The organism is Faecalibacterium hominis (ex Afrizal et al. 2022), assembly GCF_049545105.1.
GTDB lineage: Bacteria > Bacillota > Clostridia > Oscillospirales > Ruminococcaceae > Faecalibacterium > Faecalibacterium duncaniae.
This window is the reverse complement of sequence record NZ_CP186860.1, coordinates 2,124,849-2,148,251: the sequence shown is the minus strand read 5'-3', so window position 1 is coordinate 2,148,251 and position 23,403 is coordinate 2,124,849. Positions and strand designations below refer to the sequence as shown.

The 23,403-nt window shown below is 50.1% G+C and carries 18 protein-coding genes, 1 tRNA gene and 1 pseudogene; 8 read left to right on the top strand and 12 right to left on the bottom strand.

From position 1 onward, the window contains the following. The first annotated feature begins 135 nt into the window (after positions 1-135). Together ACKXGA_RS10370 and ACKXGA_RS10365 are read left to right on the top strand one after the other, a co-directional pair. The gene (locus tag ACKXGA_RS10370; protein WP_005939393.1) at positions 136-948 is read left to right on the top strand and encodes a hypothetical protein; all 813 of its coding nucleotides are present in this window, start codon (positions 136-138) and stop codon (positions 946-948) included. A gap of 4 nt (positions 949-952) precedes the next feature. Beyond that, on the top strand, positions 953-1,333 hold the full coding sequence (locus tag ACKXGA_RS10365) for a hypothetical protein (RefSeq protein ID WP_423729447.1): 381 nt from the start codon (positions 953-955) through the stop codon (positions 1,331-1,333). A 98-nt stretch (positions 1,334-1,431) separates the two neighbouring features. Here the strand turns inward: ACKXGA_RS10365 and ACKXGA_RS10360 are convergent, their stop codons facing one another. From ACKXGA_RS10360 to ACKXGA_RS10340, 5 genes and pseudogenes are all read right to left on the bottom strand, one after another. Continuing rightward, on the bottom strand, positions 1,432-2,349 hold the full coding sequence (locus ACKXGA_RS10360) for a site-specific integrase (RefSeq protein WP_412313448.1): 918 nt from the start codon (positions 2,347-2,349) through the stop codon (positions 1,432-1,434). Between the two features lies 1 nt (position 2,350). After that, positions 2,351-2,983 carry a restriction endonuclease subunit S gene (locus ACKXGA_RS10355; RefSeq protein WP_423729446.1) on the bottom strand — a complete coding sequence of 211 codons (633 nt, stop codon included), beginning with the start codon at positions 2,981-2,983 and terminating at the stop codon, positions 2,351-2,353. 5 nt (positions 2,984-2,988) lie between these two features. Then, the gene (locus tag ACKXGA_RS10350; protein ID WP_423729445.1) at positions 2,989-6,147 is read right to left on the bottom strand and encodes a type I restriction endonuclease subunit R, EcoR124 family; all 3,159 of its coding nucleotides are present in this window, start codon (positions 6,145-6,147) and stop codon (positions 2,989-2,991) included. A 120-nt stretch (positions 6,148-6,267) separates the two neighbouring features. After that, a pseudogene (locus tag ACKXGA_RS10345) lies at positions 6,268-6,756 on the bottom strand (restriction endonuclease subunit S); the annotation flags it as partial. 297 nt (positions 6,757-7,053) lie between these two features. Beyond that, positions 7,054-7,230: a hypothetical protein gene (locus tag ACKXGA_RS10340; protein ID WP_423729444.1), complete on the bottom strand. Its 177-nt coding sequence runs from the start codon at positions 7,228-7,230 to the stop codon at positions 7,054-7,056. A 285-nt stretch (positions 7,231-7,515) separates the two neighbouring features. Here ACKXGA_RS10340 and ACKXGA_RS10335 point away from each other — a divergent pair, with 285 nt between their 5' ends. Continuing rightward, positions 7,516-8,721 (top strand): IS110 family transposase, encoded by a 1,206-nt coding sequence (locus tag ACKXGA_RS10335; protein WP_117554713.1) that lies wholly within the window; start codon positions 7,516-7,518, stop codon positions 8,719-8,721. Positions 8,722-8,953: 232 nt separating this feature from the next. Here the strand turns inward: ACKXGA_RS10335 and ACKXGA_RS10330 are convergent, their stop codons facing one another. Next, complete coding sequence (locus tag ACKXGA_RS10330; RefSeq protein WP_423729443.1) at positions 8,954-10,042, bottom strand: restriction endonuclease subunit S; 1,089 nt, start codon at positions 10,040-10,042, stop codon at positions 8,954-8,956. Positions 10,043-10,044: 2 nt separating this feature from the next. After that, positions 10,045-12,591 (bottom strand): type I restriction-modification system subunit M, encoded by a 2,547-nt coding sequence (locus ACKXGA_RS10325; RefSeq protein ID WP_423729442.1) that lies wholly within the window; start codon positions 12,589-12,591, stop codon positions 10,045-10,047. Positions 12,592-13,121: 530 nt separating this feature from the next. Here ACKXGA_RS10325 and ACKXGA_RS10320 point away from each other — a divergent pair. The 4 genes from ACKXGA_RS10320 to ACKXGA_RS10305 all read left to right on the top strand — a co-directional run bounded on the left by ACKXGA_RS10320 (position 13,122) and on the right by ACKXGA_RS10305 (position 17,085). Next, a complete protein-coding gene (locus ACKXGA_RS10320; protein WP_154255796.1) occupies positions 13,122-13,790 on the top strand; it encodes an alpha/beta hydrolase in 669 nt (222 codons plus the stop codon). Beyond that, positions 13,787-14,224, top strand: coding sequence for a YaiI/YqxD family protein (locus ACKXGA_RS10315; RefSeq protein ID WP_423729441.1), 438 nt, complete (start codon positions 13,787-13,789; stop codon positions 14,222-14,224). The genes ACKXGA_RS10320 and ACKXGA_RS10315 overlap by 4 nt, the downstream gene beginning before the upstream one ends. Before the next feature lie 1,320 nt (positions 14,225-15,544). After that, entirely contained in the window at positions 15,545-15,820 is a 276-nt protein-coding gene (locus ACKXGA_RS10310; protein WP_154255772.1) for a helix-turn-helix domain-containing protein, read from the top strand. A 14-nt stretch (positions 15,821-15,834) separates the two neighbouring features. Continuing rightward, positions 15,835-17,085: a tyrosine-type recombinase/integrase gene (locus ACKXGA_RS10305; RefSeq protein WP_423729440.1), complete on the top strand. Its 1,251-nt coding sequence runs from the start codon at positions 15,835-15,837 to the stop codon at positions 17,083-17,085. A gap of 108 nt (positions 17,086-17,193) precedes the next feature. Here ACKXGA_RS10305 and ACKXGA_RS10300 read toward each other — a convergent pair. After that, positions 17,194-17,284, bottom strand: a tRNA-Ser gene (locus ACKXGA_RS10300). A gap of 604 nt (positions 17,285-17,888) precedes the next feature. Between ACKXGA_RS10300 and ACKXGA_RS10295 the strand changes: the two genes are divergently transcribed. Continuing rightward, a complete protein-coding gene (locus ACKXGA_RS10295; protein WP_423729439.1) occupies positions 17,889-20,126 on the top strand; it encodes a glycoside hydrolase family 2 protein in 2,238 nt (745 codons plus the stop codon). Between the two features lie 123 nt (positions 20,127-20,249). Here the strand turns inward: ACKXGA_RS10295 and ACKXGA_RS10290 are convergent, their stop codons facing one another. From ACKXGA_RS10290 to ACKXGA_RS10275, 4 genes are all read right to left on the bottom strand, one after another. Beyond that, entirely contained in the window at positions 20,250-20,453 is a 204-nt protein-coding gene (locus ACKXGA_RS10290) for a hypothetical protein (RefSeq protein WP_423729438.1), read from the bottom strand. A gap of 43 nt (positions 20,454-20,496) precedes the next feature. Further along, entirely contained in the window at positions 20,497-20,793 is a 297-nt protein-coding gene (locus tag ACKXGA_RS10285) for a TM2 domain-containing protein (protein ID WP_097773042.1), read from the bottom strand. A gap of 115 nt (positions 20,794-20,908) precedes the next feature. Further along, a complete protein-coding gene (locus tag ACKXGA_RS10280; protein ID WP_423729437.1) occupies positions 20,909-22,426 on the bottom strand; it encodes an MFS transporter in 1,518 nt (505 codons plus the stop codon). A 364-nt stretch (positions 22,427-22,790) separates the two neighbouring features. Beyond that, complete coding sequence (locus tag ACKXGA_RS10275; protein WP_197036446.1) at positions 22,791-23,342, bottom strand: TM2 domain-containing protein; 552 nt, start codon at positions 23,340-23,342, stop codon at positions 22,791-22,793. Positions 23,343-23,403 lie beyond the last annotated feature (61 nt).

The following is a 23,403-nucleotide window of genomic DNA, read 5'->3' as shown; positions in this document are numbered from 1 at the left end:
AAATTTCATATTTGATTTGACTTTTCTACTTCAAATTTCAAAAAACAATTTGATTTTTTGATTTTTGCTATTGACCATAGTTTACCTTGTCTATCCATCCAAACATGGTATAATGGGGCAAAGGAGCGTGATACCATGAGCCCAATTGAAGTCCCTGCAAAAATCCAGTTGGTTGAAAAGCGTGAAACACGGACGAGCCGTGGAATGCTCTCAAAGGGCTGGTATCATGTAGATGATCAGCTTGTTATGGTCAAGGGCAACTCCATCACAGAGGCCGGAACCGCTGGGTATGAGCCGTATTCTGAGGTGATGGCATCGCTGATTGCACAGGTGCTGAATTTGCCCCATGTAGAATATACGTTGATGCCTGCCAAACTCTTTCCCGACATTCAGACCTATTCCTGCGATGTGGTCAGCGTCTGCCCCAAGTTCACAACGGACGATGAACAGCTGTATCATTTTGCAGACTTGGCTGATGCCCATTTCCTTGCCAGCGGTCGAGCCGCTTCACCGGAAGCATTGTTCCAGTATGCGATAGAACTATATGGTAAGAAGTGGCTTTATCAAATGCTGGCATTTGACGCCTTTATCGGCAACGAAGACCGCCACGAAAACAATTTTGATGTGATCGTCCGGGATGGAAAAAATTATGCTCCGCCTATTTACGACAATGGCGGTAGTCTGCTTGCGTGGGCAACGGATGAAGAATTGACTGACACGAAGCTCCGTTATCAGTTCGACAAAGCCAAACCGTTCCGCAGTCACCATGCCCAGCAAATCAAGATGATCGATGAGCCTGTGCTGCCAACGCGTGACTTGGACGAGTTGTATAGTGAAATCATTCAGTCCATCTCGCCTATTCTTGCATTGTTGAGCGAAAAAAGAGCATCTGCGATCCGTCAATACCTGAAATACCGTCTGCACTACCTGAAAGCCGCCATGGGGTGATAAAATGGCCTATCTGAAATTGATGATGGATGAAAAAGAAATTGCACACCTAAGCGAAGATGGGCAGTCTCTTTGCGCAAATGAGGGCGTGCCGCAGTACAGCCTCCCACTGAACCTTTTCATCGGTGACAAACGTGAAGTTCCATTGGTCGATGTGGTCGTTTGGGCAAAGAAGCGAATCTTCCCGAAAAATCGGATGGATTGCAAAGAGATTTTGAAATTGATGGGACTGCCGGACTACAATGCGTGGGAAATTGTTAAGCGTACCAATGCCTGCCTGATGGAAGACCCCTATTGGCTGCGATTCAGCGAGGATGAAACCTTTGAGGACACCACACGCGGACGAGCCAGAAAAATCATGAACGAAAATCAAAAGAGCAGCTGATACCAAAAAGCCAAACCTCACCGTACATCCTGTACAGCTTGAGGTTTGGCTTTTCTCTTATCATCCTTCACCAGCGCGAGCGATGGTTGATTATTTTATCAGCTTAATCCAGAGAGTGACCGCATTACAAGGTCGATGTCCTGATTTTCCAGTTCCTGAATGATGTGCAGGTAGGTTTTCTGCGTGGTTGTCATGCTGGAATGCCCCAGCCTCCTTGCTACGCTTGCAATGGATACCCCTGCAAACAGAAGCACCGAAGCGTGGGTATGCCGCAGACCATGTACTGAGATAACCGGGATCTTGGCCCGGTTGCAGTGCCGTTCCAGAACATCGTTAACAGTGGAATTGTAGGCGTGTTCCTTGAACACGAAAATCGGCTTATCTTCAGGAACGTCTTTTACCAGTGCTGCGAACTGAATCACCGTCTGCCAGTCAATTTGAATTTTACGGACAGACGATTTATTTTTTGTCGGCAGAAATCCGCCGTTCCCCTTATAATCCCATGTTTTATTGATGGAAAGCATCTGGTGCGAAAAGTCAAAATCCGCAGGAGTGATCGCCAAAGCTTCGGAAAAGCGGATGCCGGTTTTGGCAATCAGCAAAATCATCCAGTCCCAGTTGAGTTTTCCCTGTAGATCCAAGTCGCTCAACAAAAGATGCAGTTCAAACTGGTTCAGGTATTTCACCTTTTTAGGCACCGGGGGCTTGCCTTTGATGATCGCTTTTCGGGTCGGATCTTTCACAATCAGTCCATCATCTACGGCATCCATGATGGCTCCTTTCAGCTGATGGTGGAAGTCCATCGTGGTCTGACGCTCATGGCCTACGGCATAATCGTTCAAAAGCTGCTGATACGTCACTCTGGAAACCTCGCACAACTTCAAATCAGGTGCCAGCCTTTTCACCCAAGAAAGGGTCATTTTGTACTTATCCAATGTAACTGGGCGAACTGCACCCTCTTTGTATACGGCAACCCACTGCTCATAATAATCGCAGAACAGGTTGTTTTCATTCATTTCATTTAACACGTTTTACCTCCAAAATCGGTTTTATATGCTCACGCTGATGAAGGGTGATAAGGGTATCAATTTTTCCAAAAAGCAAATGAATCTTTTCTTGTTCCCTTTTTGTCGGGAATTTAGCTGACACACTTTGAATATCGGCGTTGTGAAGATGAACAACAGATTTTCCCTGTGCAAGAGACGATAAATACTTGTGTGTTGCTCCACTCGAAATAGTTAGTGCGAGAAAGGCAGAATCATATTCAGCTGTCGGCGATACTATATTTAGGTCGCCGCCCAGTAGAATGCCGGGCTTAACCACAACAGATGCGATCGAAATATCTTCCGCCGTTTCACCAGAAGCAGGCACAATGACTTCTCCGCCCTTGCTATATACGCCTCCAGCTTTTTCTTTAACAAAGGTATCTACATCAAAAATACAGGTTTCATATTTTGTGTAAAGGCGACCATACAGGATTATCGGAGTGCCTTCTTCGCATAAATCATTTTTGGAGTAGCCTACACCTTTAGAAAAAACTGCAATTTCACCCAGCTTACGCTGTTCCCAAGTAGGTGTGTTTTGGGATTTTGGCGCGAAAAAAGAGCCGAGGACGCACCTCGGCTCTTGGTCAGCAGGGTGATTTTGCACCCATTTTATGATTCTTTCGGCATTTTTAGGTCAAATCCGCCACTTACGATGAACTCGCGCAAGAGTTTATCATACTTGACAGGCACTTTGGGAGGAATGAGTTTTGTCCCCTCAATTGCCTCAAAATATGCCTTTGCTTTTGCCTTGTCCACAGTGGCTTTCAAGTCATCAAAACGTCCGAACTCGTTGATGTTGGCTTCGGTGATGTTTGCACGCATGAATGCCCGCAGCTTCTTTTCGTCCAAGCCGAAAACTTCAGCTACTTTGTGGATCTGGTCGTTCTGCTTTTGGGCGATGTACTCGGCAATGTACTCCCGCAAGGTCTTTCCCGGCTGCGGAACCACTGCGCCGCTTTGAATGTCGTGCAGGAAAATATTCGCATATTTCTGTTCTTCCTGCGAGAGGGTGGCAAAGGTCTTGTGCAGCTCCGTTTCGGCCTGATGGATGGCTTCTGCTTCTGCACCCTCCTGATAGAAAATTTTCAGGTACTTTTCAAAGCGGGAGTTCATGTAATCCGTGTCGATGTCAGCAGTATCAATGGTGGTCAGATAGCTGTTCACCGCATAGGGAACGTCATCGTCCGGGTCATTTTCACTGCCATCCGGATTCGGCGTGAACAGCTCTTTATAGCGGAGTGCCAGCACTTTGAACGTTCTCTCGTCAAAGTCCGCATGAAGTTCCGTTTTCTCATCTGCATCCTCGTTGATGATCACAATGGGCTTATCCCACTCGAAGCCCTGCACCTTGGCTGCTTCCAGATTTTCGTTGAAGGACTGGAACAGGTCGGCAAACTTTTTGCTCTCTGCCATATCCGCAGGGATCTGCGAAAACTCTTCAATGCCCGCCGACACAAACAGATCTTTGATCTCCGCATAGATGGCATTCAGTTTTTCCACGTTCTTGTCCAGTTTATCTACAAACAGGCCAAACGGTTTATCGCCGGAATACTCTTTTACCGCATCTGCGATGTTTTTCTCCATCGTGTGCGGACGGCGGTAATACTTGATGGTGCCAAACTGTTTGTCATCGCCAAACAGTCGGTTGGTGCGGGAGAACGCCTGAATCAGATTTTCGTATTGCAGCATTTTATCCAGATACAGGGTGTTGATCCACTTGGAGTCAAAGCCTGTCAGCATCTGATCCACCACGATTAGCAGATCAAGCTGTTTTTCCGGGGTGCGCTCGATGCGCTGGTAGGGCAATTTGTGCGCCAGCCGTGCCGCAATGTCCTTTTTCATCTTGGCAAAGGTCGGAATGCTGAAGTCCTGTCCATAGCGGGCGTTATAGTCTTCTACGATCTCTTTTAGCCCTTCTTCTTTGGTGATGCCTTTGCCGTTGTTGTCAATGTTGGGGTCAAATAGTGCGGTGACTTTCAGCCATGGTGCGGCTTCTCTGAACCGCTTGTAATATTGGATGGCTTCCGGGATGCTGGAGGTTGCAAAAATGGCATGAAATTTGCTGTTGCGGCTCTGGGTCTGCCAGTTCTCGCAAATGTCCTCCACCACGGCTTTCTGGTGTTCTTCGCCCTCATACTGGGTGTTGGGAATATAATCCTCGATGCCCTTTATCTCCTCACCGAGCGCATCTTTTCCGCCTGCCATCGGCAGATTCAGATACTTATAAAACACCTTGCTCTTCTGTGGGTCGGCCAGAGCTTCGTCCACAGAATATGCCTTTGCTTTTTCCAGTGCGACCGCTTTCCGCAAGTCGCTGTCCTTGAAGGTCAGCACCTTGTAAGGGTCAAAGCCCAGCACGTTGTGATCCCGGATGCCGTCTGCAATGCTGTACCGATGCAGTTCGTTGCCGAAAACGGTGGCGGTGGTGCTCATTTTCTTCTGGTTTTCGCCTTGGATCGGCGTACCGGTAAAACCAAAGAACAGTGCTTTCGGGAATGTATGCTTGATGGTCTGCATCATATCGCCAAAGGTGGAACGGTGGCACTCGTCCACGATAAAAACCAACCGCTTTGCGTTGATCAGCGCAATGTCGTTGGGGTTCAGCTTGTTTTGTGCATCATCCTTGATGTTGCTCATCTTCTGGATGGAAGTCACGATGAGCGTATCGGACGGCGAAGTACTTTTCAGCTTGTCCACAAGAACATCCGTGTTCTCGGTAGCCTGCACCTCCTCGTTTTCCTCTGCAAAGTTGCGGTATTCTTTCAGGCTCTGAGTGCCCAACTCGATTCGGTCCATCAGAAAAATCACTTTGTCCGCATCCTTGGAAGATGCAATCAGTTGAGCGGACTTGAAAGAAGTCATGGTCTTGCCGGAACCTGTAGTGTGCCAAATGTAGCCGCCGCGCTGCTGGTCATTCTCCCATTTCGCCTTGGAAACGGCATCCGAAATTTTGCTGGCAGCGTAGTACTGATAACTGCGCATCACCTTCAAAATGCCATCGGAACCATCGGCAACGGTATAAAAGCCCACCAACATATGCGCCATCGGGATAGACAAAAGTGCCGTTGTAACGTCTTTCCAGTCGTTCATCGGCTCGTTGTAGAAGTCCGCCCAATGGAAATAGTAGCTGGGGTTGAATTGTCCTTCCGGGCCGGGATTGGCAAAGTAGACCGTTTCTTCCGGGTTCATGGCCACAAAAATCTGCACCAGCGAGAACAATCCCGTAAAAATGCCCTCTGCCGCGTATTTTTCAATCTGGTTGCAAGCCCGTTTGATGGAAACACCGCTCTTTTTCAGTTCCATGTGAATGACCGGCATACCATTGATGAGCAGCATCAAATCGCCGCGGCGGTCATTCAAAATTTTGGACTTGGTGGGGAACTTTGGCTGCTCTGCGATCTGGTAGCGGCTGAGTCCGGCTGCAATTTCCAGACGGTCATAGATTTTCAGGGACACTTCTTTGCCGAAATTCAGCTTATCGTCAGGATTGTCACGCTTGATAAGCACACTTTTGCCGTTGATAAATTTATTCAGCTTCATCGGCGTTTTCGCGTTCATGACCTGTTCCATGATCTGCTGCATCTCGCCATCCGTCAGCGGATAATCGTTCAGTCGGTCAATGCCACGGTTGTTTTCAAAAAGGATGTTCGCCCAATTCTGGATCAGCTGCTGTTCGGTGTAGTTCTTCAGCACACCATCTTTCCAGCCGCGTTCTATCAGGAGCTTTACCACCGCCTCTTCAAAATCGGCTTCTTTTGTAAACGCCATAACGAACTCCTTTCGACTTTGCAAAAAGCACCTCTCTGCGAAGGCTTTTCTAATTTGTACAAGCTTTTCCAGCTTACGCTGATGAAGGGTGATAAGGGTGTCAATACGTCTAAGGCAATCTGCAATTTTTTGTTGCTCTGCTTTATCTTTCGGGTATTTCACTGTTGTTTTTTGAACATTGGTTTTACTAAGGGATAGAACTTTAATGCCCTGCATCAACGGTAAAAGCTGGTGATGATAGGAGCTTGAATTCATGTAGTAGCCGAAATAGCCTTCTGCTGTTTTATTTTTGGGACGACACACCATCGTATGAAGTCCTGCCACAACATCTTTATCCTGAATATTGACGATTTCACAGACTTTTCCGGTCGTTTCATCTTCAGCAGTATCAGCAATGATGATATCTCCGTTTTGCAGAAGTGCACCTTTGAAATCGTCTTTGCTTCTCCCGGTTATAAACGGAAGTTCATCGTTCTGAGCGTCTAACACAGAGCCATATTTTATCAGGACATCGCCATAGTGGACATTCCGAACAGAACCACTTTCTTGGTTTAGTTCAGCACGGGAAAGCGTATTATTTGGAACTGTAAAATCAAACGCTTCATCCAGCTTACGCTGTTCCCAAGTAGGAGCAAATGCACACTTTCAGCAGCTATTTTCCACCGCCTACCGAATGTTCGCTGAAAATTTCACTCTCGGTTTTGCGTATTCGGCTCAAATTTTGATTTTTGACTCCCGATAGTCTTAAAACACAGCAGTTCCAAGCGTTTGACATTGCCTTGATTTTCATTCGTCAGCCTGTTTTGCATATTCTGAACGGACAAGAGAAATTGCGTTGCTCCTTAGCCAAACAACAAACGCCGGTACGTCCATCTTCTGGTTGCGGGCAAATTGCACCACTTGTTTTTATACAAACATCTTTTCAAGACAAGATTTCTTGATGTTTTGCAGCTTTTCCAACTTACGTTGATGAAGGGTGATAAGGGTGTCAAGATTGCGGAAAAACTCAGAGATTGTTCTTTGCTCCTTGATGTCAGGAAAAACGATTTGTCCCTTGAGCGCATTTTCTGCGGATACCTTCATGTCGTTTTTTGCACCTATTACAATAGGGTTGGGACCGGATATGGTAGCCAGCCATATTCCATTCCAACTCGTACCTAAGTTACAATAAGAGAGTAATCGGCTGACGCATTGCGCCCTGGGCAGTTACGCCCGCAACAAAGACAGTTCGCCATCTCTCTTGTTGTAGCATTCGTTTTAAGCAGGTTGAGCCACCGCCAAGCGGAGCGTTCGTGTCACCCAATAGATTGAATCGGCAACGAGTAAAGATGGATTCCGGTTGCAAATACAAAAAATGGAGGAAAGATCATGAACGCAGTAGGCATTGACGTTTCCAAAGGGAAGAGCATGGTTTGTGTTATGCGCCCCTTCGGAGAAGTGGTACTCGAACCTTTTGAAGTTTTACATACCGCCCAGAACCTGCACGATCTGGCGGAGAAGCTCAAAGCTCTGGACGGAGAGACCCGCGTTGTTCTGGAAGCCACCGGGAATTACCACAAACCGGTTGCTTTCGTTTTACACGATGCGGGCTTATTTGTTTCCGTAGTCAACCCTGTTCTAATTCACGACTACGACAACAACAGTTTAAGACGTGTCAAGACGGACAAAAAAGACGCTGTTAAAATCGCCAACTATACGCTCGACAAGTGGACACGGCTGCGGCAGTACCTTCCAGAAGATGATACCCGGCTGGCTTTGAAAAATTGTTATCGCCAATACCAGCAGGCCGTAGCGATTCGTACTATGCTGAAGAATAATCTGATTTCATCTCTTGACCTGACCTTTCCAGATGCAAATAAATTGTTTTCAAGCCCCGTGAAGAACAATGGGTGCGAGAAATGGGTCGATTTTATTGGAGACTTCTGGCACAGCGAGTGCGTTTCAAGTCTTTCTGCGAATGCTTTTGCCAAAAAATATCTGAAGTGGTGCCAGAAACACGGATACGTTTTCACTCGTTCAAAATCGGACGAGATCTATGCCTGTGCCGTTAATTCCGCTTCTCTTCCGAAATCGCCCACCTCAAAACTCCTTATCCAGCAACAGGTCGCTCAATTGAAAGCCGTATCTCAGTCAGTTGCTGCATTCCGGCAGGAAATGCTTCGCCTCTCTCAGCAGCTTCCTGAATTTGACACCGTGATGGAAATGTACGGCGTCGGCCCTTCTCTCGGCCCTCAGCTGATGGCCGAAATCGGAGATGTCCGCCGCTTTTCCTCCAAGAAATCTCTCATTGCTTTTGCGGGAATTGAGCCGCAGCCAAACGACTCTGGCAAGGTCGTTGGGAATGACAAAGGAATCAGCAAAGTTGGTTCAGCAGTTTTGCGAAGAACACTTTTTCTGATTATGACTGTTATTTTGCAAACACAGCCACAGGATGAACCTGTTTTTCAGTTCATGAACAAAAAGCGCTCAGAGGGAAAGCCCTACAAAGTTTACATGATGGCTTCGGCCAACAAGTTCTTACGAATCTACTACGCTAAAGTGAAAGCTGTAATGGACTCCGAACGCTCACAGTAAGCATGGATATTTGTTTTTGGACGTAATTTCCTCTTGAGCCTGAGCTAAATCCAAAGAACCACTTAGCTGGCGCAGCGAACCCTTGACAAACCGAAGCATTCAAATGCTATCCTGATTTTGCGGGGGCTGGCTGGGCTTGCTTTGCTATCCCCTCCGTCGCCCTCGCTGTGTTTTGACTAGCATTTGAATGCTGTTTGTCATGGGCAGCGGTTGGTTGGCGAATTTTCTTATTTTAGGGCTTGACTTTTATTAGCAGGTCTTTGTTGACGAGTGGGTGCATATAATTATTCATTCTGGCATCCTGCTCAAAATAATTCTGGACAAATTCTGGATTGGCACTTTGTTTTGGCTTGTAAACGGCATATAACGTTGACACGATGCCATTTTTTCCTTTATTAGCTTTAATGATGCCATAAGGATTAGATTTCAGGGGTGATTTAGTGTAAACAATATCGCCGGTTTCAACCACACCATAATTGGCAACGGATGCTCCTGCAAATGAACGTCCCTGAAATTCAATCTGATTCACAATTCCAAAATCGCCCGAAACGGACAAGACATCTTCTTTGGTATATATTCCTTCAAAGTTCTTTTGACCTGAAACTTCGAGATATTCTTCCAGCTTACGCTGTTCCCAAGGGTCAGTAAAACCCTTGAAGCGAATTTCCGGTACAGATGCCCCATTTTGGGGGAACATCTTGTCCAGCATGGACTTTTTGATATTCACTAGCTTCTCATACTTACGCTGATGAAGGGTGATAAGGGTGTCAAGATTGTGGAAAAAGATTGCTATTTTTTGTTGTTCTTCTTTCTCAGGAAAAAGTCCAACGCATTCGCTAATATCATCTTGTCCAATAGTCGTAAATGCTGTCGTCTTAGATTTTGAAATAAATTGCTCTTTAATGAACGGTACGCCAAGGTTTATTTTTACAAACAATGGAACGTATTCGTTTTTGTTGATTTTCAATCTGATAAGATGGTCGTCATAAATAAATCTTCCATCATCGAGCAAAACATTCGCTTCGGCAATACCCTCTGGCTTTAGTGAGCTACGCGTCAGAAAAATATCACCGATTTCGACATTACATTTTTGAATCACATCGCCGTCATAAGAACTAAACGTTAAATCTTCTAAATGTATTTTGTCAGGGGTGTACATATTAATCACATTAATGTGTCGTACACCCGTAGCATTGCTAGCGGGATGGTTCATAACGCCGTTAGAAAGTTTTTCTACAGCTATTTCTCCCAGCTTACGCTGTTCCCAAGGGTCAGTGAAGCCCTTGAACCGGAGGGCAGGTTTCTTCCCGTTATCCTGCATAATCATTCACCTCCCAGCAACTTTTTGAGTTCTGCAATGCCCTTCATGTCAAATTCATTTCCCTGCAAATCGTCCAGCAGCCCCAGCAATTCGTGCTCGGTATCGGCAATCTGGCTCTCTACGTCCTCAAAGGTGGTTTCGTATTTCTTGCAGACGGCATCCAACTGCTTCACAAAATCGTCCAGAACGGCATCCGGCAGGCTGTTCAGATTTTCCATCAGGGGCAAGATCCACTTGCGGTGCAGCAGGTCACACACTTCTTCATCGGTCAGGTGCTCGATCACGCTCTTGGTGCGCTGATGGAGTGCCGCACTGTCGTCCTTGACTTTCTTTTTCAGGGTCTTTTCCTCGGCAAACAGCGCGTCCACATCTTTCAGGATGCTCAAAGTGGCAGGCTCTACTTCCCGCGCCTTGATGGCCTTTTTGACCTCAGCGGCAACAAAGGCGTCCTTTGCGTCATTCACAAAGTTCTGCTCCTTGTCCTCCTCGCTCAGTTCGTCCAGATGGCTTTCATATTCTCCGGCGATTTCGGAGAGTCTGGTTTCCTTTGCCCGCAGCGCTGCTACTTCCTCGTGCATTTTAACGTTCTGCACCAACTCAAAGGGCAGCACATGACCCACCCAGCCGTCCTGTACTTCGGCATCCTTTTTCAGCACCATGTTGGGGTCTACCTGCTTGGTTGCGGCAAAACCCTCGGTCTGGATGATTTCAAGGTCAATGGCGATTTTCTTCCAGTCATCGTCCAAAAGCTGGTATGCTGCATAGCGGTCAACCAGCGGAATTCCTGCCAGCCGTGCAAAGATCTCCCGGCTCAGGCGTTCTTCCTCGCCGGCAGCATTCAGCTGCGTCATGCCGTCGATGAGTGCGGACTTCAAGTAGGCATCAAAGTCACCGAAAGCATTCTGGAAAGCGGTCTTGAACGCCACCACATCCGGGTGGTTCAGAACTGCGTTTTTCAGGTTTTGCACATTCAGATGGCAATACGCTTCGTTGTCCGGGCTGAACAGAGCCGCTTTCAAGTGCGGGAATGCAGTCCAGTATGCAGATAGGTCTTGCAGTTCGGCCTCGGGAATGCCGCCAAACATGGAAGCGTAAATATCCCAGCTCTCAGCCTTTTCCGAGGAATCCACATACCGGGGGATGTTCAGGTTGTAATCATTCTGGATAATCTCTGCGCGGGATACTCTGCGTGCGAACTTTTCGATTTTCTCCGGGCGTTCCTTGTAAGCATCCACAATGCGTTTGATGTCACAGGCACGCAGCTTGTTGTTTTTGCCGTCCTTCTCAAAGCCCTTAGACGCATCAATAATCAGAACGTCCGAATCCTTTTTATTCTTCCGCAGCACCATGATGATGGTGGGAATGCCTGTGCCGAAGAAAATATTGGCGGGCAGACCGATGATTGCATCAATGTTGTTGTGGTCAATCAGATTTTTGCGAATTGTACCTTCTTCACCGCCACGGAATAGAACACCGTGGGGCAGAACGATGGTCACAATGCCGTCATTGCGGATGTGATACAGGTCGTGCAGCAAAAAGGCGTAGTCTGCCTTGCCTTTGGGGGCAAGGCCGTAATCCGAAAAGCGCGGGTTGTTCTCTTTGTCGTTCGGATTCCACGCCTGCGAATATGGGGGATTTGATACCACCGCATCCACAAACAGCGGGTCGTAGGTGTTGACCGGGTCGTTTTCTTCAAAGTACGGCCAATCTTCCTCCAGCGTATCGCCGTTGCGCGTTACAATGTTGTCGGGCAGAATGCCGCGCATGACAAGGTTCATGCGGGTCAGGTTGTAGGTGTTTTCCTTCAACTCCTGTGCGTAGTATTTGATGTTGTTGCCATTGCCCATATACCGTGCGGCACACTGACCAATGTTGATCAGCAGTGAGCCGGAACCGCTGGTGGGGTCGTAAATTTTGATCTCTTCCCGGTCTTTCAGGTGGTACGCCACGATTTCAGACATGAGCAGCGAAACTTCGTGCGGCGTGTAGAACTCGCCGGCCTTCTTGCCTGCGTTTGCTGCAAAGTTGCTGATCAGATATTCGTAGATAAAGCCGAGAACATCATAATCCTGCTTGCCGTCCATGGGAATATCTTTGATGAGATAGATCAGGTCGCGAATGGCCTTTGTCCGCGCACCGGAGCTTTCACCCAGTTTGGACAGGCCGGTTTGCAGCGTAGCAAAGACACCGTCAAACACCTTTTTGTGGTGCGGGTCAATCAAACGGCTGAATGCCTGCAATGCTACCGTTACGTCGTCAGCCTTGAAGTCGCTGCCTTTGCTGATCCATGTGGAAAACAGATTTTCATAGGCGATAAAATAGCCGACATTCTTCCGAACGATATCCAGCGTTTCGGCATCGTCTTCGGTCAAATCCGGCAGATATTCGTCTGTCCAGTCATTCTCTTTCAGCCATTTGACTTCTTTGTCCGACAGAAATTTATAAAACATGAAGCCCAGAATGTAATCCTTGTACTCGTTGGCTTCGATTTTAGAGCGCATCTTGTTGGCAGATTCCCAGATTTTCGATGCGAGTTGCTGCTTGTTCATGCTATTCCTCCCAGTGGCCTGCAATAGCGCATTTTTAGAATTTTTAATCGGACAGCCTCTCCGATTTTATGCGTGTGTTCATTGAACCAATTATACAAAAGTGCCACCCGGTTTGCAATGCGAATGAAAAGTTTCTCAATCGCATTCGCAGAACCATAACCGTGGCAAGCAGAGCCTTTGTGCGCACAAAGGCTAAATTCGCACGCAGAATTAAAATTCTGCTGTGTTCATTCGCTTGTTGGGATGCAATCCCAATCCCTGTAATCATCACAATTCCGTGATGGCTGCGCATTCCTGTGGTGTGCTGAAAGAGCGTTTTGCAAAAAACGCGTAGCCTGCATCCATCGGATGTAGTTCAAGGGTTTGGGATTTCCCAACAAGCATTTTGCAACGCAAAATGGTCTTTGTATATACGAAGACACTGCTTGCTACGGCTATGAAAGCCTTTTGAATTGCAAAATAATTTTTCAGTTGCTATACTGGGCTTATCAAAGTTTTTTCGGGAGGACGCCGCAATGACCGCACAGACAATGCAAATCGGGAACAGACCTTGCCGCATTTGCGGCGAAGCCTATGCAGAATACCTACTGCTCCAAATGACCGGCGAACACGAACTGCAGAGCATGGACCATGAAGTGGCAATGATCGCGCAAAGCAGCCGGAATTTTCTGTTTGCGGCAATTCCCGTGGAAAGTTGGAACGATGAACTTTCTCCATGGGAAGCCCCTGCTGTGTGGGGAACGCAAGGGTTTGGCGGCAATGCTATGGACACCCTGCGCTTTCTGATGGAACAGGTCATCCCCACGCTGAAGCGGCAGTTTCATCTCCCGGAAAACGTCAAAATCATTCTGGGCGGCTATTCACTGGCCGGGCTGTTTGCGTTGTGGGCATCCACCCAGACTGATCTGTTCTATGGTGTCGCCGCCGCATCCCCCTCTGTTTGGTTTCCGGGCTGGATGGAGTTTGAACAGCAGCATCCGATACAGGCACAGCACATTTATCTGAGCCTTGGCGACAAGGAAGAGCGCACGAAAAACGCTGTCATGGCTGCGGTGGGGGATAATATCCGCACCCTGCACAGCCGACTTGCAGAGCGTGGCACAGACTGCACGCTTGAATGGAACAGCGGCGGGCACTTTAAGGACGCTGATTTGCGTACCGCGAAAGCCTTTCGGTGGGTGATGGAGGAACACACATGACCATTTTGATTGATGCAGACGGCTGCCCGGTGGTGGACCTGACATTGCAGATTGCAAGACAGTTCGGTGTTCCGGTCATCATTCTGTGCGACACCTCTCACCAAATCGAGCGAGAAGGTGCGCAGACGTTGGTATTCGATAAAGGTTCTGACAGCGTGGACTTTGCGCTGGTGAACCGGGTAAAACCGGGGGATGTGGTCGTAACACAGGACTACGGGCTGGCGAGTATGTGCCTTGCCAAGTGCGCCCGGGTGCTGAATCAAAATGGCTTGGAATACACCGCCGACAACATAGACGCTCTCATGCTGCGGCGTTATGAAAACAAAAAGCTCCTCCGTGCCGGAAAGCACCCCAAGGGGAGCCCAAAGCGGACGAAGGAGCAGGATGTCAGGTTTGCGGACACGCTTGAGAAGACTCTGAGCAAAAATTATTGATACATTCTTTTGGAAGGCTGGAGAAATCCAGCCTTCTTTTTTGGCGAATATCGATTTGAATGATTACATCTTGGCTACAGATTGTAAGTTGTGGGTGCAGAATAGCCCTTTTCATAGGCTCGTATATAGAGGGGTATTTCTTCGGAGTATCTTCTTTCACGAATGTTTGCTTGTACTCGTATGATTATTATGACAATTCCGTTTAATAGCAGACGCACGATTTGCAAATGCAAATTGTGACTTTTTTGTTAATTTTCAAAAGCATTGCTACGTTTTGGCCTTTCTCGATGCCTACCAATTAGAGGGACAATTTTTCGGAAGCCTTAAATTTCGAAGATTTTCTATAAAACTCTGTTCTTTGAAAACAGAATAGTTCAATCGTCCGGCACTTCACAAAAGGTACTTCTGTAACTCGCAGCCCGGTCATAACGAAGACGGGGTGGCTGAAATGCCAATGGTGCGGTGTGAATCCGCTGCCGGACGATTCCCCACTCCTAGGGTGCCGAGGGCGAATATGGGAGACCTATATCATATTGACGCAGATGGACTGTAAGCCTATCTGCGACGCGAGAGTTGAAACTACTGTCAGCTCTCTTTACATTGCCACCTGACCGCAGGTGACACACTTTTTGACATTATGAAGGCTTCTTTTAGGAGTTCACTTTTGTCCGCTTATTACAATTCGGTTACAGAATCGCCTTGGATGCTATGGAATGACCTATTTCAAAGGTTCGTATATAGAGGCATCTTTTTTCAAGACCACTTTCAACTTCAGGCACTGCAGTTGTTGCAAAGTTCCACCCTCCATCGGTCGCCCCATGGACCGACGTTATTTTAACCGAGTGGCCACATCAACTATATTTTTCAAGAACTTTTCAACAAATTTCTTTTTCGGGTTATATTTTGGCCTTTTTCGTCGGCTACCAATTAGAGGGACAATTTTTTCGGAAGCCTTAAATTCCGAAGATTTTCTATGTAACTCCGTTCTTTGAAAACAGAATAGTTCAATCATCCGGTACTTCACAAAAGGTACTTCTGTAATTCGCAGCCCGGTCATGACGAAGACGGGGTGGCTGAAATGCCAATGGTGCGGTGCAAGCCCGCTGCTGGACGATTCCCCACTCCTAGGGTGCCGAGGGCAAATATGGGAGACCTATATCATATTGACGCAGATGGGCTGCAAGTCTATCTGCGATGCGAGAGTTGAAACTACTGTCAGCTCTCTTTACATTGCCGCCTGACCGCAGCCTTGCTGCAAAGGATATAACCGCAGGTGGCACACACTTTCGACCTTAAACTACTTATACAGAAGGAGTGCCTATGAAGTTTAACGATGCCTATTCCCAGATGTTTCCCGGTTACCCCGATGCCGTCAGCCTTCAGCAGGCTGCGGAGATGCTTGGTCTGAACCGCCACACGGTCGGGGAACTGATCCGTTCCCACCGCCTGTTTGCGCTTAAAATCGGCCGCACCTACCGTATCCCGAAGCTGAGCGTGATCGAGTTCCTGCTCACCGGGCAGAGCACCTTCCCGGCTGGAAATCCGCCGCTGGATGTGGTATGCTGTGGGTGCAGCAACGGACAGCACGCCTGTTGACCCAAAGGAGGTTTATGATGAAAACTACAGGGTCTGTCCAAGAGAAAAATGGACGTTTCTATTTCGTGATCAATCTTTATGATGCCAACGGCAAGCGAAAGATCAAGTGGATCTCCACAGGTCTGACCGTCCGGGGCAACAAGCGCAAGGCGGAATCCATGCTCCGGGAAGTATTGCTCCACTATGATGAGACCGGGGAGCTGCCCACAGGGCGGGGCGGAGCCTACGAAAAAGTAGATGCTAAAACCGCCAAGCCCCTGCCACTGCCCCTCCAGCCCGTCAACAAGTCGGAGATATTGTTTCTGGACTATCTCAACGAGTGGGTGCAAGTCCACAAGGCATCCATCCAGCCTGCAACCTTTATCAGCTACAATCGGATGATCACCGGGCGCATCACGCAGTATTTTGAGCCGCTGGGCTTGAAGCTGTGTGAGGTCACGCCGCAGGTGCTGGATGAGTTTCAGGAGAAGATCTTGCTGGAGGGCTACACCACCAACACAGTCATTCACTACCACGCCATCTTCGGCAAGGCATTCAAGGATGCCGTCCGCAAGGATTATCTGGAAACCAACCCGATGCTGAAAGTTGACCGTCCGAAGAAGAACAGCTTCCGGCCCAACTTCTACTCCAAGGATGAAGTCCAGCAGCTGCTGGAAGTATCGCAGGATGACCCCCTGCACCTGTGCATCCTCATTACAGCCTACTACGGTCTGCGCCGCAGCGAGGTGCTTGGGCTGAAGTGGTCGTCTATCGACTTTGAGCGCAAGTCCATCACCATTAACCACAAGGTGACGGAACAGTTGGTGAACGGCAAGTACGTTCCTGTGGTCAGCGATGTGATGAAGAACAAGACCAGCTGCCGTACTCTGCCGCTGATCCCGGCTGTGGAAGAAGAACTTCTGAAGCAGAAGGAAAAGCAGCAGCTTTACCGCAAGCTGTTCAAGAAGAGCTACAGCACTGAGTATCTGGATTTCGTCTGCACCGATCAGGAAGGCAAGCTGATCCGCCCGAACTTCGTGACGGAGCACTTCGACTGGCTGCTTCGGAAGTATAGCTTGCCCCGCATCCGCTTCCACGATCTGCGCCACAGCTGTGCCAGCCTGATGGTGATGAACGGCGTATCCATGAAGCAGGTTCAGGAATGGCTGGGGCACAGCACCTTTTCTACCACCGCTGACATCTACGCACATCTCGATTACAAAAGCAAACAGGGGTCTGCTGGGGTCATTGCGAACCTTCTGGGAGAATCCAGACTCCCCAAATAATTATGGATTTATCGTTCATGTATAAAGCATACTGTGATGAGGGAAAAGCGGTCTTTCTTTGCTTGATGCAAAAGAAAAAGTCGCAGGTTCGTTTGAATCTGCGACTTCTGGCGGAGATGGTGGGATTCGAACCCACGTGCCCGATTAAGGACAAAACGATTTCGAGTCGTTCTCGTTACGACCGCTTCGATACATCTCCAAGTATATTTTCATGGCAAATTTACAATTTGTATATCGCAAATCGGCCTTGAAACTTGGAACAGTTGCTGTTAGAATATTGTTAGAAAACGCATCGTTCAGACAGGTTCTGAAGCCTGTCAGGACATCAAAATTGACGTTCTATCGTGTGATATGGAGACATCCGGCGAAGCATCCACTTGGATTTCGAGTCGTTCTCGTTACGACCACTTCGATACATCTCCATATTCATAGCTATATAATTATAGCAAAAAGCCGCCGTTCCGTCAACACTTTCTGCCGGAGGGACCCACAGCGCCAAAGAGGCCCTCTGGTCAGGGATGAGCGGAAGCCGCTGCCGCCCTCTGCGGGGACGGACACCCTCTTTTTCGTCTCTGCTTCGGGGTATCTATTTCATGCTGTGCTGTCATTTCCAAGGGCAAGATTGTAAAATCGTGGAATCATCGTCTGGATTTTCACAAAATATTACTATTTTGCCCAAAGATTGTACAAACCCTACCCCCCTCTGATGTGCTATACTAAAATCAACAACCGGCCTGTTTCCGGCATTTCTTCTGCCATACAGGCCGCCGAAACAAAGAAGAAAACCAGAAGGAGCAGTATCGATGAGAGAGATCATTTCCTTGAACGAAAACTGGACCCTGTCCTTCCCCAAGGGCGAGCGTCCTACCGAGCAGGTCACCCTGCCCCACACCTGGAACGCTGTGGACGGCATGGACGGCAACGGCAGCTATCTGCGCACCACCGGTGTCTACACCCGCACCTTTACCCAGCCCAAGCAGCCTCTGGCTGGCGGCCGCACCTACGTTGAGGTGCTGGCAGCTGCTCTGGCCGCAACCGTGAAGGTCAACGGCCAGGTGGCAACCACCCACGAGGGCGGCTTCTCCATCTTCCGTGCCGATGTCACCGACCTGTGCCACGAGGGCGACAACGAGCTGACCATCGAGGTCTCCAACGAGGACACCCCCTCCATGTACCCCGCTTCCGCCGACTTCACCTTCTACGGCGGCCTGTACCGCGGCGTGAACCTGATCAGCGTGCCCGGCACCCACTTTGACCTGGACTACTTCGGCGGCCCCGGCATCAAGGTCACCCCCAAGCCCACCGAGGACGGCGGTGCCACCTTTGAGATCGAGAGCTGGGTCACCAACGGCGAAGAGGCCTATACCGTGATGTACAGCATCGAGGACTGCTACGGCAACGAAGTTGCTTCCGGCGTGCGCCCCTGCGACAGCACCAAGGTCACCCTGTACGTTCCCGATGCCCAGCTGTGGAGCATGGACGAGCCCAACCTGTACACCGTGACCGCCCGCCTGCAGAAGAACAACGAGACCTTTGATGAGATCTACGCCAACGTGGGTGTCCGCAGCTATACTGTGACCCCGAACGACGGCTTCTCCATCAACGGCGTGCCCACCCCGCTGCGCGGCGTGGCTCGCCATCAGGATCGTCTGTACAAGGGCAACGCCCTGACCGCTGAGGATCACTACGAGGATGCCATGCTCATCAAGGAGCTGGGTGCCAACACCATCCGTCTGGCCCACTATCAGCACAGCCAGGACTTCTACGACGCATGTGACGAGCTGGGCTTCGCCGTCTGGGCTGAGATCCCCTTCATCAGCGTCTTTAAGAAGGACCCCTCCGCTCACCAGAACTGCCGTCACCAGATGACCGAACTGATCATCCAGAACTACAACCACCCCTCCATCATGTTCTGGGGCCTGTCCAACGAGATCCTGATCGGCGGCATCTGCCAGGAGCTGGTGGACAACCACCACGACCTGCAGAAGCTGGTGCGTGAGCTGGATCCCACCCGTCTCACCACCATTGCCCACGTCTCCAACACCCCTGTTGACGGCCCCATGCATCACATTACCGATGTAGAGAGCTACAACCACTACTTCGGCTGGTACGGCGGCAAGATGGAGCAGAACGGCCCCTGGCTGGACAAGTTCCACGCCGAGCACCCCGACATCTGCATCGGCATCTCCGAGTACGGCACCGAGGGCATCATCAACTGGCACAGCAACGATCCCCAGTGCAAGGACTACACCGAGGAGTATCAGGCACTGTACCACGAGCATCTGGCTCAGGTGTTCGAGGATCGTCCCTGGGTGTGGGCTACCCACTGCTGGAACATGTTCGACTTTGGCTGTGCTGCCCGCAACGAGGGCGGCGTTGCAGGCCGCAACAACAAGGGCCTGATGACCATTGACCGCAAGACCAAGAAGGACAGCTACTTTGTCTACCAGGCATACTGGTCCAAGCAGCCCATGGTCCACATCGCTGGCCGCCGCCATGCACAGCGCGCAGGCGAGACCACCGAGATCAAGGTCTACTCCAACCAGGACACCGTTGTGCTGTACGTCAACGGCAAGGAAGTCGGCCAGCAGACTGCACACCGCGTGTTCAAGTTCAACGTTGCTCTGGAAGAGGGCTTCAACACCATCCTGGCCGTTGCCGGTGACGTGAAGGATTCCATCACGCTGGAAAAGGTCGAGAAAGAGCCCGATTACTACACCCTGCCTGAGTTCAACGAGCGTCAGGAGGGCGTTGCCAACTGGTTCAAGCAGGTCGGCAGCCTGGATCTGAAGGCTCCGATGGAGTTCCCCGAGGGCTATTACAGCATCAAGGACAGCATGGAGGATCTCTCCAAGAACGAAGAGGCTCTGGCTCTCGCTACCAGAGCTGTCAAGCTGGCCACCAACTTTGATGTCAAGCCCGGCGTTGGCATGTGGGATATGATGAAGCGCATGACCCCTGAGGCTATGGCTAAGATGATCAACATGCCCGATGGCTTTATCGAGAGCCTGAACGCACAGCTGATCAAGATCAAGAAGTAAGTACTTCCTGCATCTGACAAAAAACAAACGAACCGCCCCGGCACTGCACAAAGCAGCCGCCGGGGCGGTTTTTGTATGCGGCAAATGGCAAAGCATCTCTGCCATACGATCTCAGCCTGTGGCTCAGCGCTTCTTGCTGCGCTTCTTCTTGCGCGGGGCAGAGCGGGCAGGGTTCTGGGTGGGAACAGAACCATTGGAGCGCTTCTGCTCCATCCGATATCTGACGTAATTGGGAATCACGACCGCGATCACGATCAGCAGGACCCAGACCAGGATGCTAGGCTGCTCGTGGTTGGTGTTGAACAGAAACTGCATGACATTATCCATAGGGTGTTTTCCTTTCCGGCCCAGCAGGCCGCCAGAGGGCTTTTTACAGCCAGATGTTGCCGTTCTCGTCCGGTTTCATAGGCACGGCAATGATGAAGTCCACGATGGTCATAGCGGCAGAGAAACCACTCCAGAAGGTTGCCAGATACAGCAGGCCCAGCACCGGGCGCTTGGCATAGAACTGGTGCGCACCAAACGCGCCCAGAATGCACAGGCGCATATACTTCTTGCGGCTGACACAGTGCTTTTCACGGTGTTCTCTCCAGTATAACAGGTGGTCGATGGTGTTCCAGATGAACCCATGGTCCGGGTCCTTTCCCCACTGTGTCTTTTCTTCCATGTACGATGTACCTCTTGTCTGAATTTTGTTCCAAAAGCAGAAAACCGCCCGCCGCAAGGGCGAGCGGTTTTCCTATTTGATTTTACAGGTTTCCGCAGAAAATTGCAAGTACCAATTAGGCGTTCTCAGCCATGGCCTTCATCTTGATCTGAGCGACCTCATCCTGGATCTCTTCCATCTTCTCCTTGGTCAGGGGATAGAACTTCATAGCGATCAGGTTGCAGACCAGGCCGATCATGATCATGCCGTATGCGCAGAAGACAACGCCGCCGCGCAGGCCCGGGGTAACGGGGTCACCCATAACGGGGTTGTGGTCGGTGTAGCCGCACATGCTGAACATGACACCGGCAACCATGGGTGCGAAGGAGGAGACCAGCTTATCCACGAAGCTGAACAGGGTGCCCATCAGGCCGGGGACGTACTTGCCGGTACGGTAGACTTCGTAGTCGGCGCAGTCAGCGGTCATGGGGATGACGATGTTGCCGGAAATGCCCTGGAAACCAGCGGCGATGATGGTCAGAACGAGGTACAGGATCAGGAAGTAGCCCCAGTTCAGAGCACCGGTAGCGGGGTTAGAGGTCATGGTGGTGGGATCGCCCAGCAGCCACAGCGCTGCCAGAGCGCCGTTGATGACCAGACCACCCACAGAGCCGATCAGCATGGCCTTGCGCTGACCCAGTCTGGTAGCAAAGAAGCTGATGAACAGGAAGCACACGATGGTGCTGGGGATGGTGACCAGACCAGTAACGTTACTCTGCAGCAGGTTGGAACCGGCAATGCAGGCGAACATGGCGACCATGACGGCGCTGGACTTTGCAGAGGAGCCCAGCTTATCGGTAGATGCGGACAGGACCAGCATCTGGATGGCACGGTTGTTCTTCAGGGTATCCCAGTAATCCTTGATACCGACCTTGATGGGCTTGCCGGTGCCGAAGAATTCAGGACGATCCTTGGGGGTAATGGAGATCACAGCGATGGTGGTGAAGCAGGCGGACATGATAGCGGTCATCAGCCACAGGGTGTGCATGAACTGGGTGGAAGCGTAGCCGCCCACATCGGTGTAGCCATCAGCAATACGAGGGATGATGATGCCCAGAATGGCGAACAGCAGGGTGTTGAACACGCCGTCGAAGGAAGCGAACATGGGGCGCTGCTTGGGGTCATTGGTCATGCAGCTCTGTGCAGACTTGGTAACAACACACTGGCAGGTGTAGCCCAGGTAGTAGACCATCAGAACGACCACATAGAAGGGGAAGCGCACGCCCTGAGGCAGCTTGTGGGTCACATGGAATGCGACCCAGCTGGTGACGCACAGGATGATCTGACCGATCACGATGAACGGGCGGTTCTTGCCGAACTTGCCGTTGGTCTTATCGACCATGAAGCCGACGAACGGGTCAGTGACACCGTCCCAGATACGCATCATCATGGTCAGGGAAGAAGCGACCATCATGCCAACGCCGACCCAGCCCATCAGGTAGTAGGTGGCGTAGTTCATCATCATCAGATAAACGTTGGTTGCGGTGTTGTTCAGCGCGTAGCCTGCGATACGCCACAGGGGAACGCGGTGGATGCCGTTGTGCTCATAGTCCTTATCATAGAACTTATCCGGCAGACTTCTGGTTTTTGCCATTTCATTCTCTCCTTTGTTCACACAGGAACATTCTCCGTTTTCTCCATGGGGCTTACAGCTGCCACTGCGTACCAGCCCGTCCGGAACTTTATGTCTATATTATGAACGCTTTTTGATATATCTGTTAGTAATATTTTAAGGTAAAACAGGTCAATTTTACGATTATGGGAAAAGTTTCACTAATGTGAAAAATTCTATTGTGCTTATTGCACAATCAATTGATATACTAGTATAGCACAACGCCAGTTAGCTGCCACTATGTTCTGCGCCGGAGAACGGGCCTGCAAACGCCAGAAAGGGCCCACGGCAAATGCCGCAGGCCCTTTCTGGCGCTAGGAGGTAAATGAATGAATAGAGGAAGATGTCAGATCAGGATGTCGCCGTTCTCATCGGCCTGCATGGGCAGTGCAATGAGAAGGTCGGTCACGCAGAGGAAGAAGGGCACCATGCTCCAGAAGAACAGGGTGTAGAAGGCCGCCAGCGCATACCGCTTTTCATAGTAGCGGTGGCCGCCGCACCAGCCCAGAAACAGGCAGAGCAAAAGGTACTTCTTTTTGTTCACCTTGTGCCTTACGCGGTTCTTTTTCCAATCGTGATACTTACCAATGAGGCCCGGGCTCTTCTCCTTTTCAAGATCGATGCCGGCTTCCAGCTTGGCATCCTGCAGCGCCAGCTCCGCCTTGATAAAGTCATCCCGTGTGAACTCTTCGCCGGTCTCCAGCTTGTGGAACACATCGTCCGTTACCTGCTGGCGGCTGCCGGTGCCGTAATAGCCGGTGCTCCAATCGTCCTTTTCCTCGTCGTAGTGCTCCACATCGCCCAGCAGCTCGCCGGTGGTGGGAGCCTTTTCCGGGGCCTCAGCGGAGGGGGCCGGGGTGATCTCAGGGGTCTGGTTCAGCTTGTTTTCTTCTGCCATAGTGGTATTCCTTCCGGGTCTCAGGGTATCAGAAAGTCCTGCGGCAGAGGATGGCCCGCCG

What these genes read in the sequence shown, in the direction of transcription:
- ACKXGA_RS10340 (WP_423729444.1), bottom strand. Translation starts at nt 7,230, where the DNA reads ATGAAGGTATCCGCAGAAAATGCGCTCAAGGGACAAATCGTTTTTCCT.
- ACKXGA_RS10320 (WP_154255796.1), top strand. Translation starts at nt 13,122, where the DNA reads ATGCAAATCGGGAACAGACCTTGCCGCATTTGCGGCGAAGCCTATGCA.
- ACKXGA_RS10370 (WP_005939393.1), top strand. Translation starts at nt 136, where the DNA reads ATGAGCCCAATTGAAGTCCCTGCAAAAATCCAGTTGGTTGAAAAGCGT.
- ACKXGA_RS10285 (WP_097773042.1), bottom strand. Translation starts at nt 20,793, where the DNA reads ATGGAAGAAAAGACACAGTGGGGAAAGGACCCGGACCATGGGTTCATC.
- ACKXGA_RS10335 (WP_117554713.1), top strand. Translation starts at nt 7,516, where the DNA reads ATGAACGCAGTAGGCATTGACGTTTCCAAAGGGAAGAGCATGGTTTGT.
- ACKXGA_RS10365 (WP_423729447.1), top strand. Translation starts at nt 953, where the DNA reads ATGGCCTATCTGAAATTGATGATGGATGAAAAAGAAATTGCACACCTA.
- ACKXGA_RS10280 (WP_423729437.1), bottom strand. Translation starts at nt 22,426, where the DNA reads ATGGCAAAAACCAGAAGTCTGCCGGATAAGTTCTATGATAAGGACTAT.
- ACKXGA_RS10350 (WP_423729445.1), bottom strand. Translation starts at nt 6,147, where the DNA reads ATGGCGTTTACAAAAGAAGCCGATTTTGAAGAGGCGGTGGTAAAGCTC.
- ACKXGA_RS10310 (WP_154255772.1), top strand. Translation starts at nt 15,545, where the DNA reads ATGAAGTTTAACGATGCCTATTCCCAGATGTTTCCCGGTTACCCCGAT.
- ACKXGA_RS10295 (WP_423729439.1), top strand. Translation starts at nt 17,889, where the DNA reads ATGAGAGAGATCATTTCCTTGAACGAAAACTGGACCCTGTCCTTCCCC.
- ACKXGA_RS10360 (WP_412313448.1), bottom strand. Translation starts at nt 2,349, where the DNA reads ATGAATGAAAACAACCTGTTCTGCGATTATTATGAGCAGTGGGTTGCC.
- ACKXGA_RS10315 (WP_423729441.1), top strand. Translation starts at nt 13,787, where the DNA reads ATGACCATTTTGATTGATGCAGACGGCTGCCCGGTGGTGGACCTGACA.
- ACKXGA_RS10290 (WP_423729438.1), bottom strand. Translation starts at nt 20,453, where the DNA reads ATGGATAATGTCATGCAGTTTCTGTTCAACACCAACCACGAGCAGCCT.
- ACKXGA_RS10325 (WP_423729442.1), bottom strand. Translation starts at nt 12,591, where the DNA reads ATGAACAAGCAGCAACTCGCATCGAAAATCTGGGAATCTGCCAACAAG.
- ACKXGA_RS10305 (WP_423729440.1), top strand. Translation starts at nt 15,835, where the DNA reads ATGATGAAAACTACAGGGTCTGTCCAAGAGAAAAATGGACGTTTCTAT.
- ACKXGA_RS10330 (WP_423729443.1), bottom strand. Translation starts at nt 10,042, where the DNA reads ATGCAGGATAACGGGAAGAAACCTGCCCTCCGGTTCAAGGGCTTCACT.
- ACKXGA_RS10275 (WP_197036446.1), bottom strand. Translation starts at nt 23,342, where the DNA reads ATGGCAGAAGAAAACAAGCTGAACCAGACCCCTGAGATCACCCCGGCC.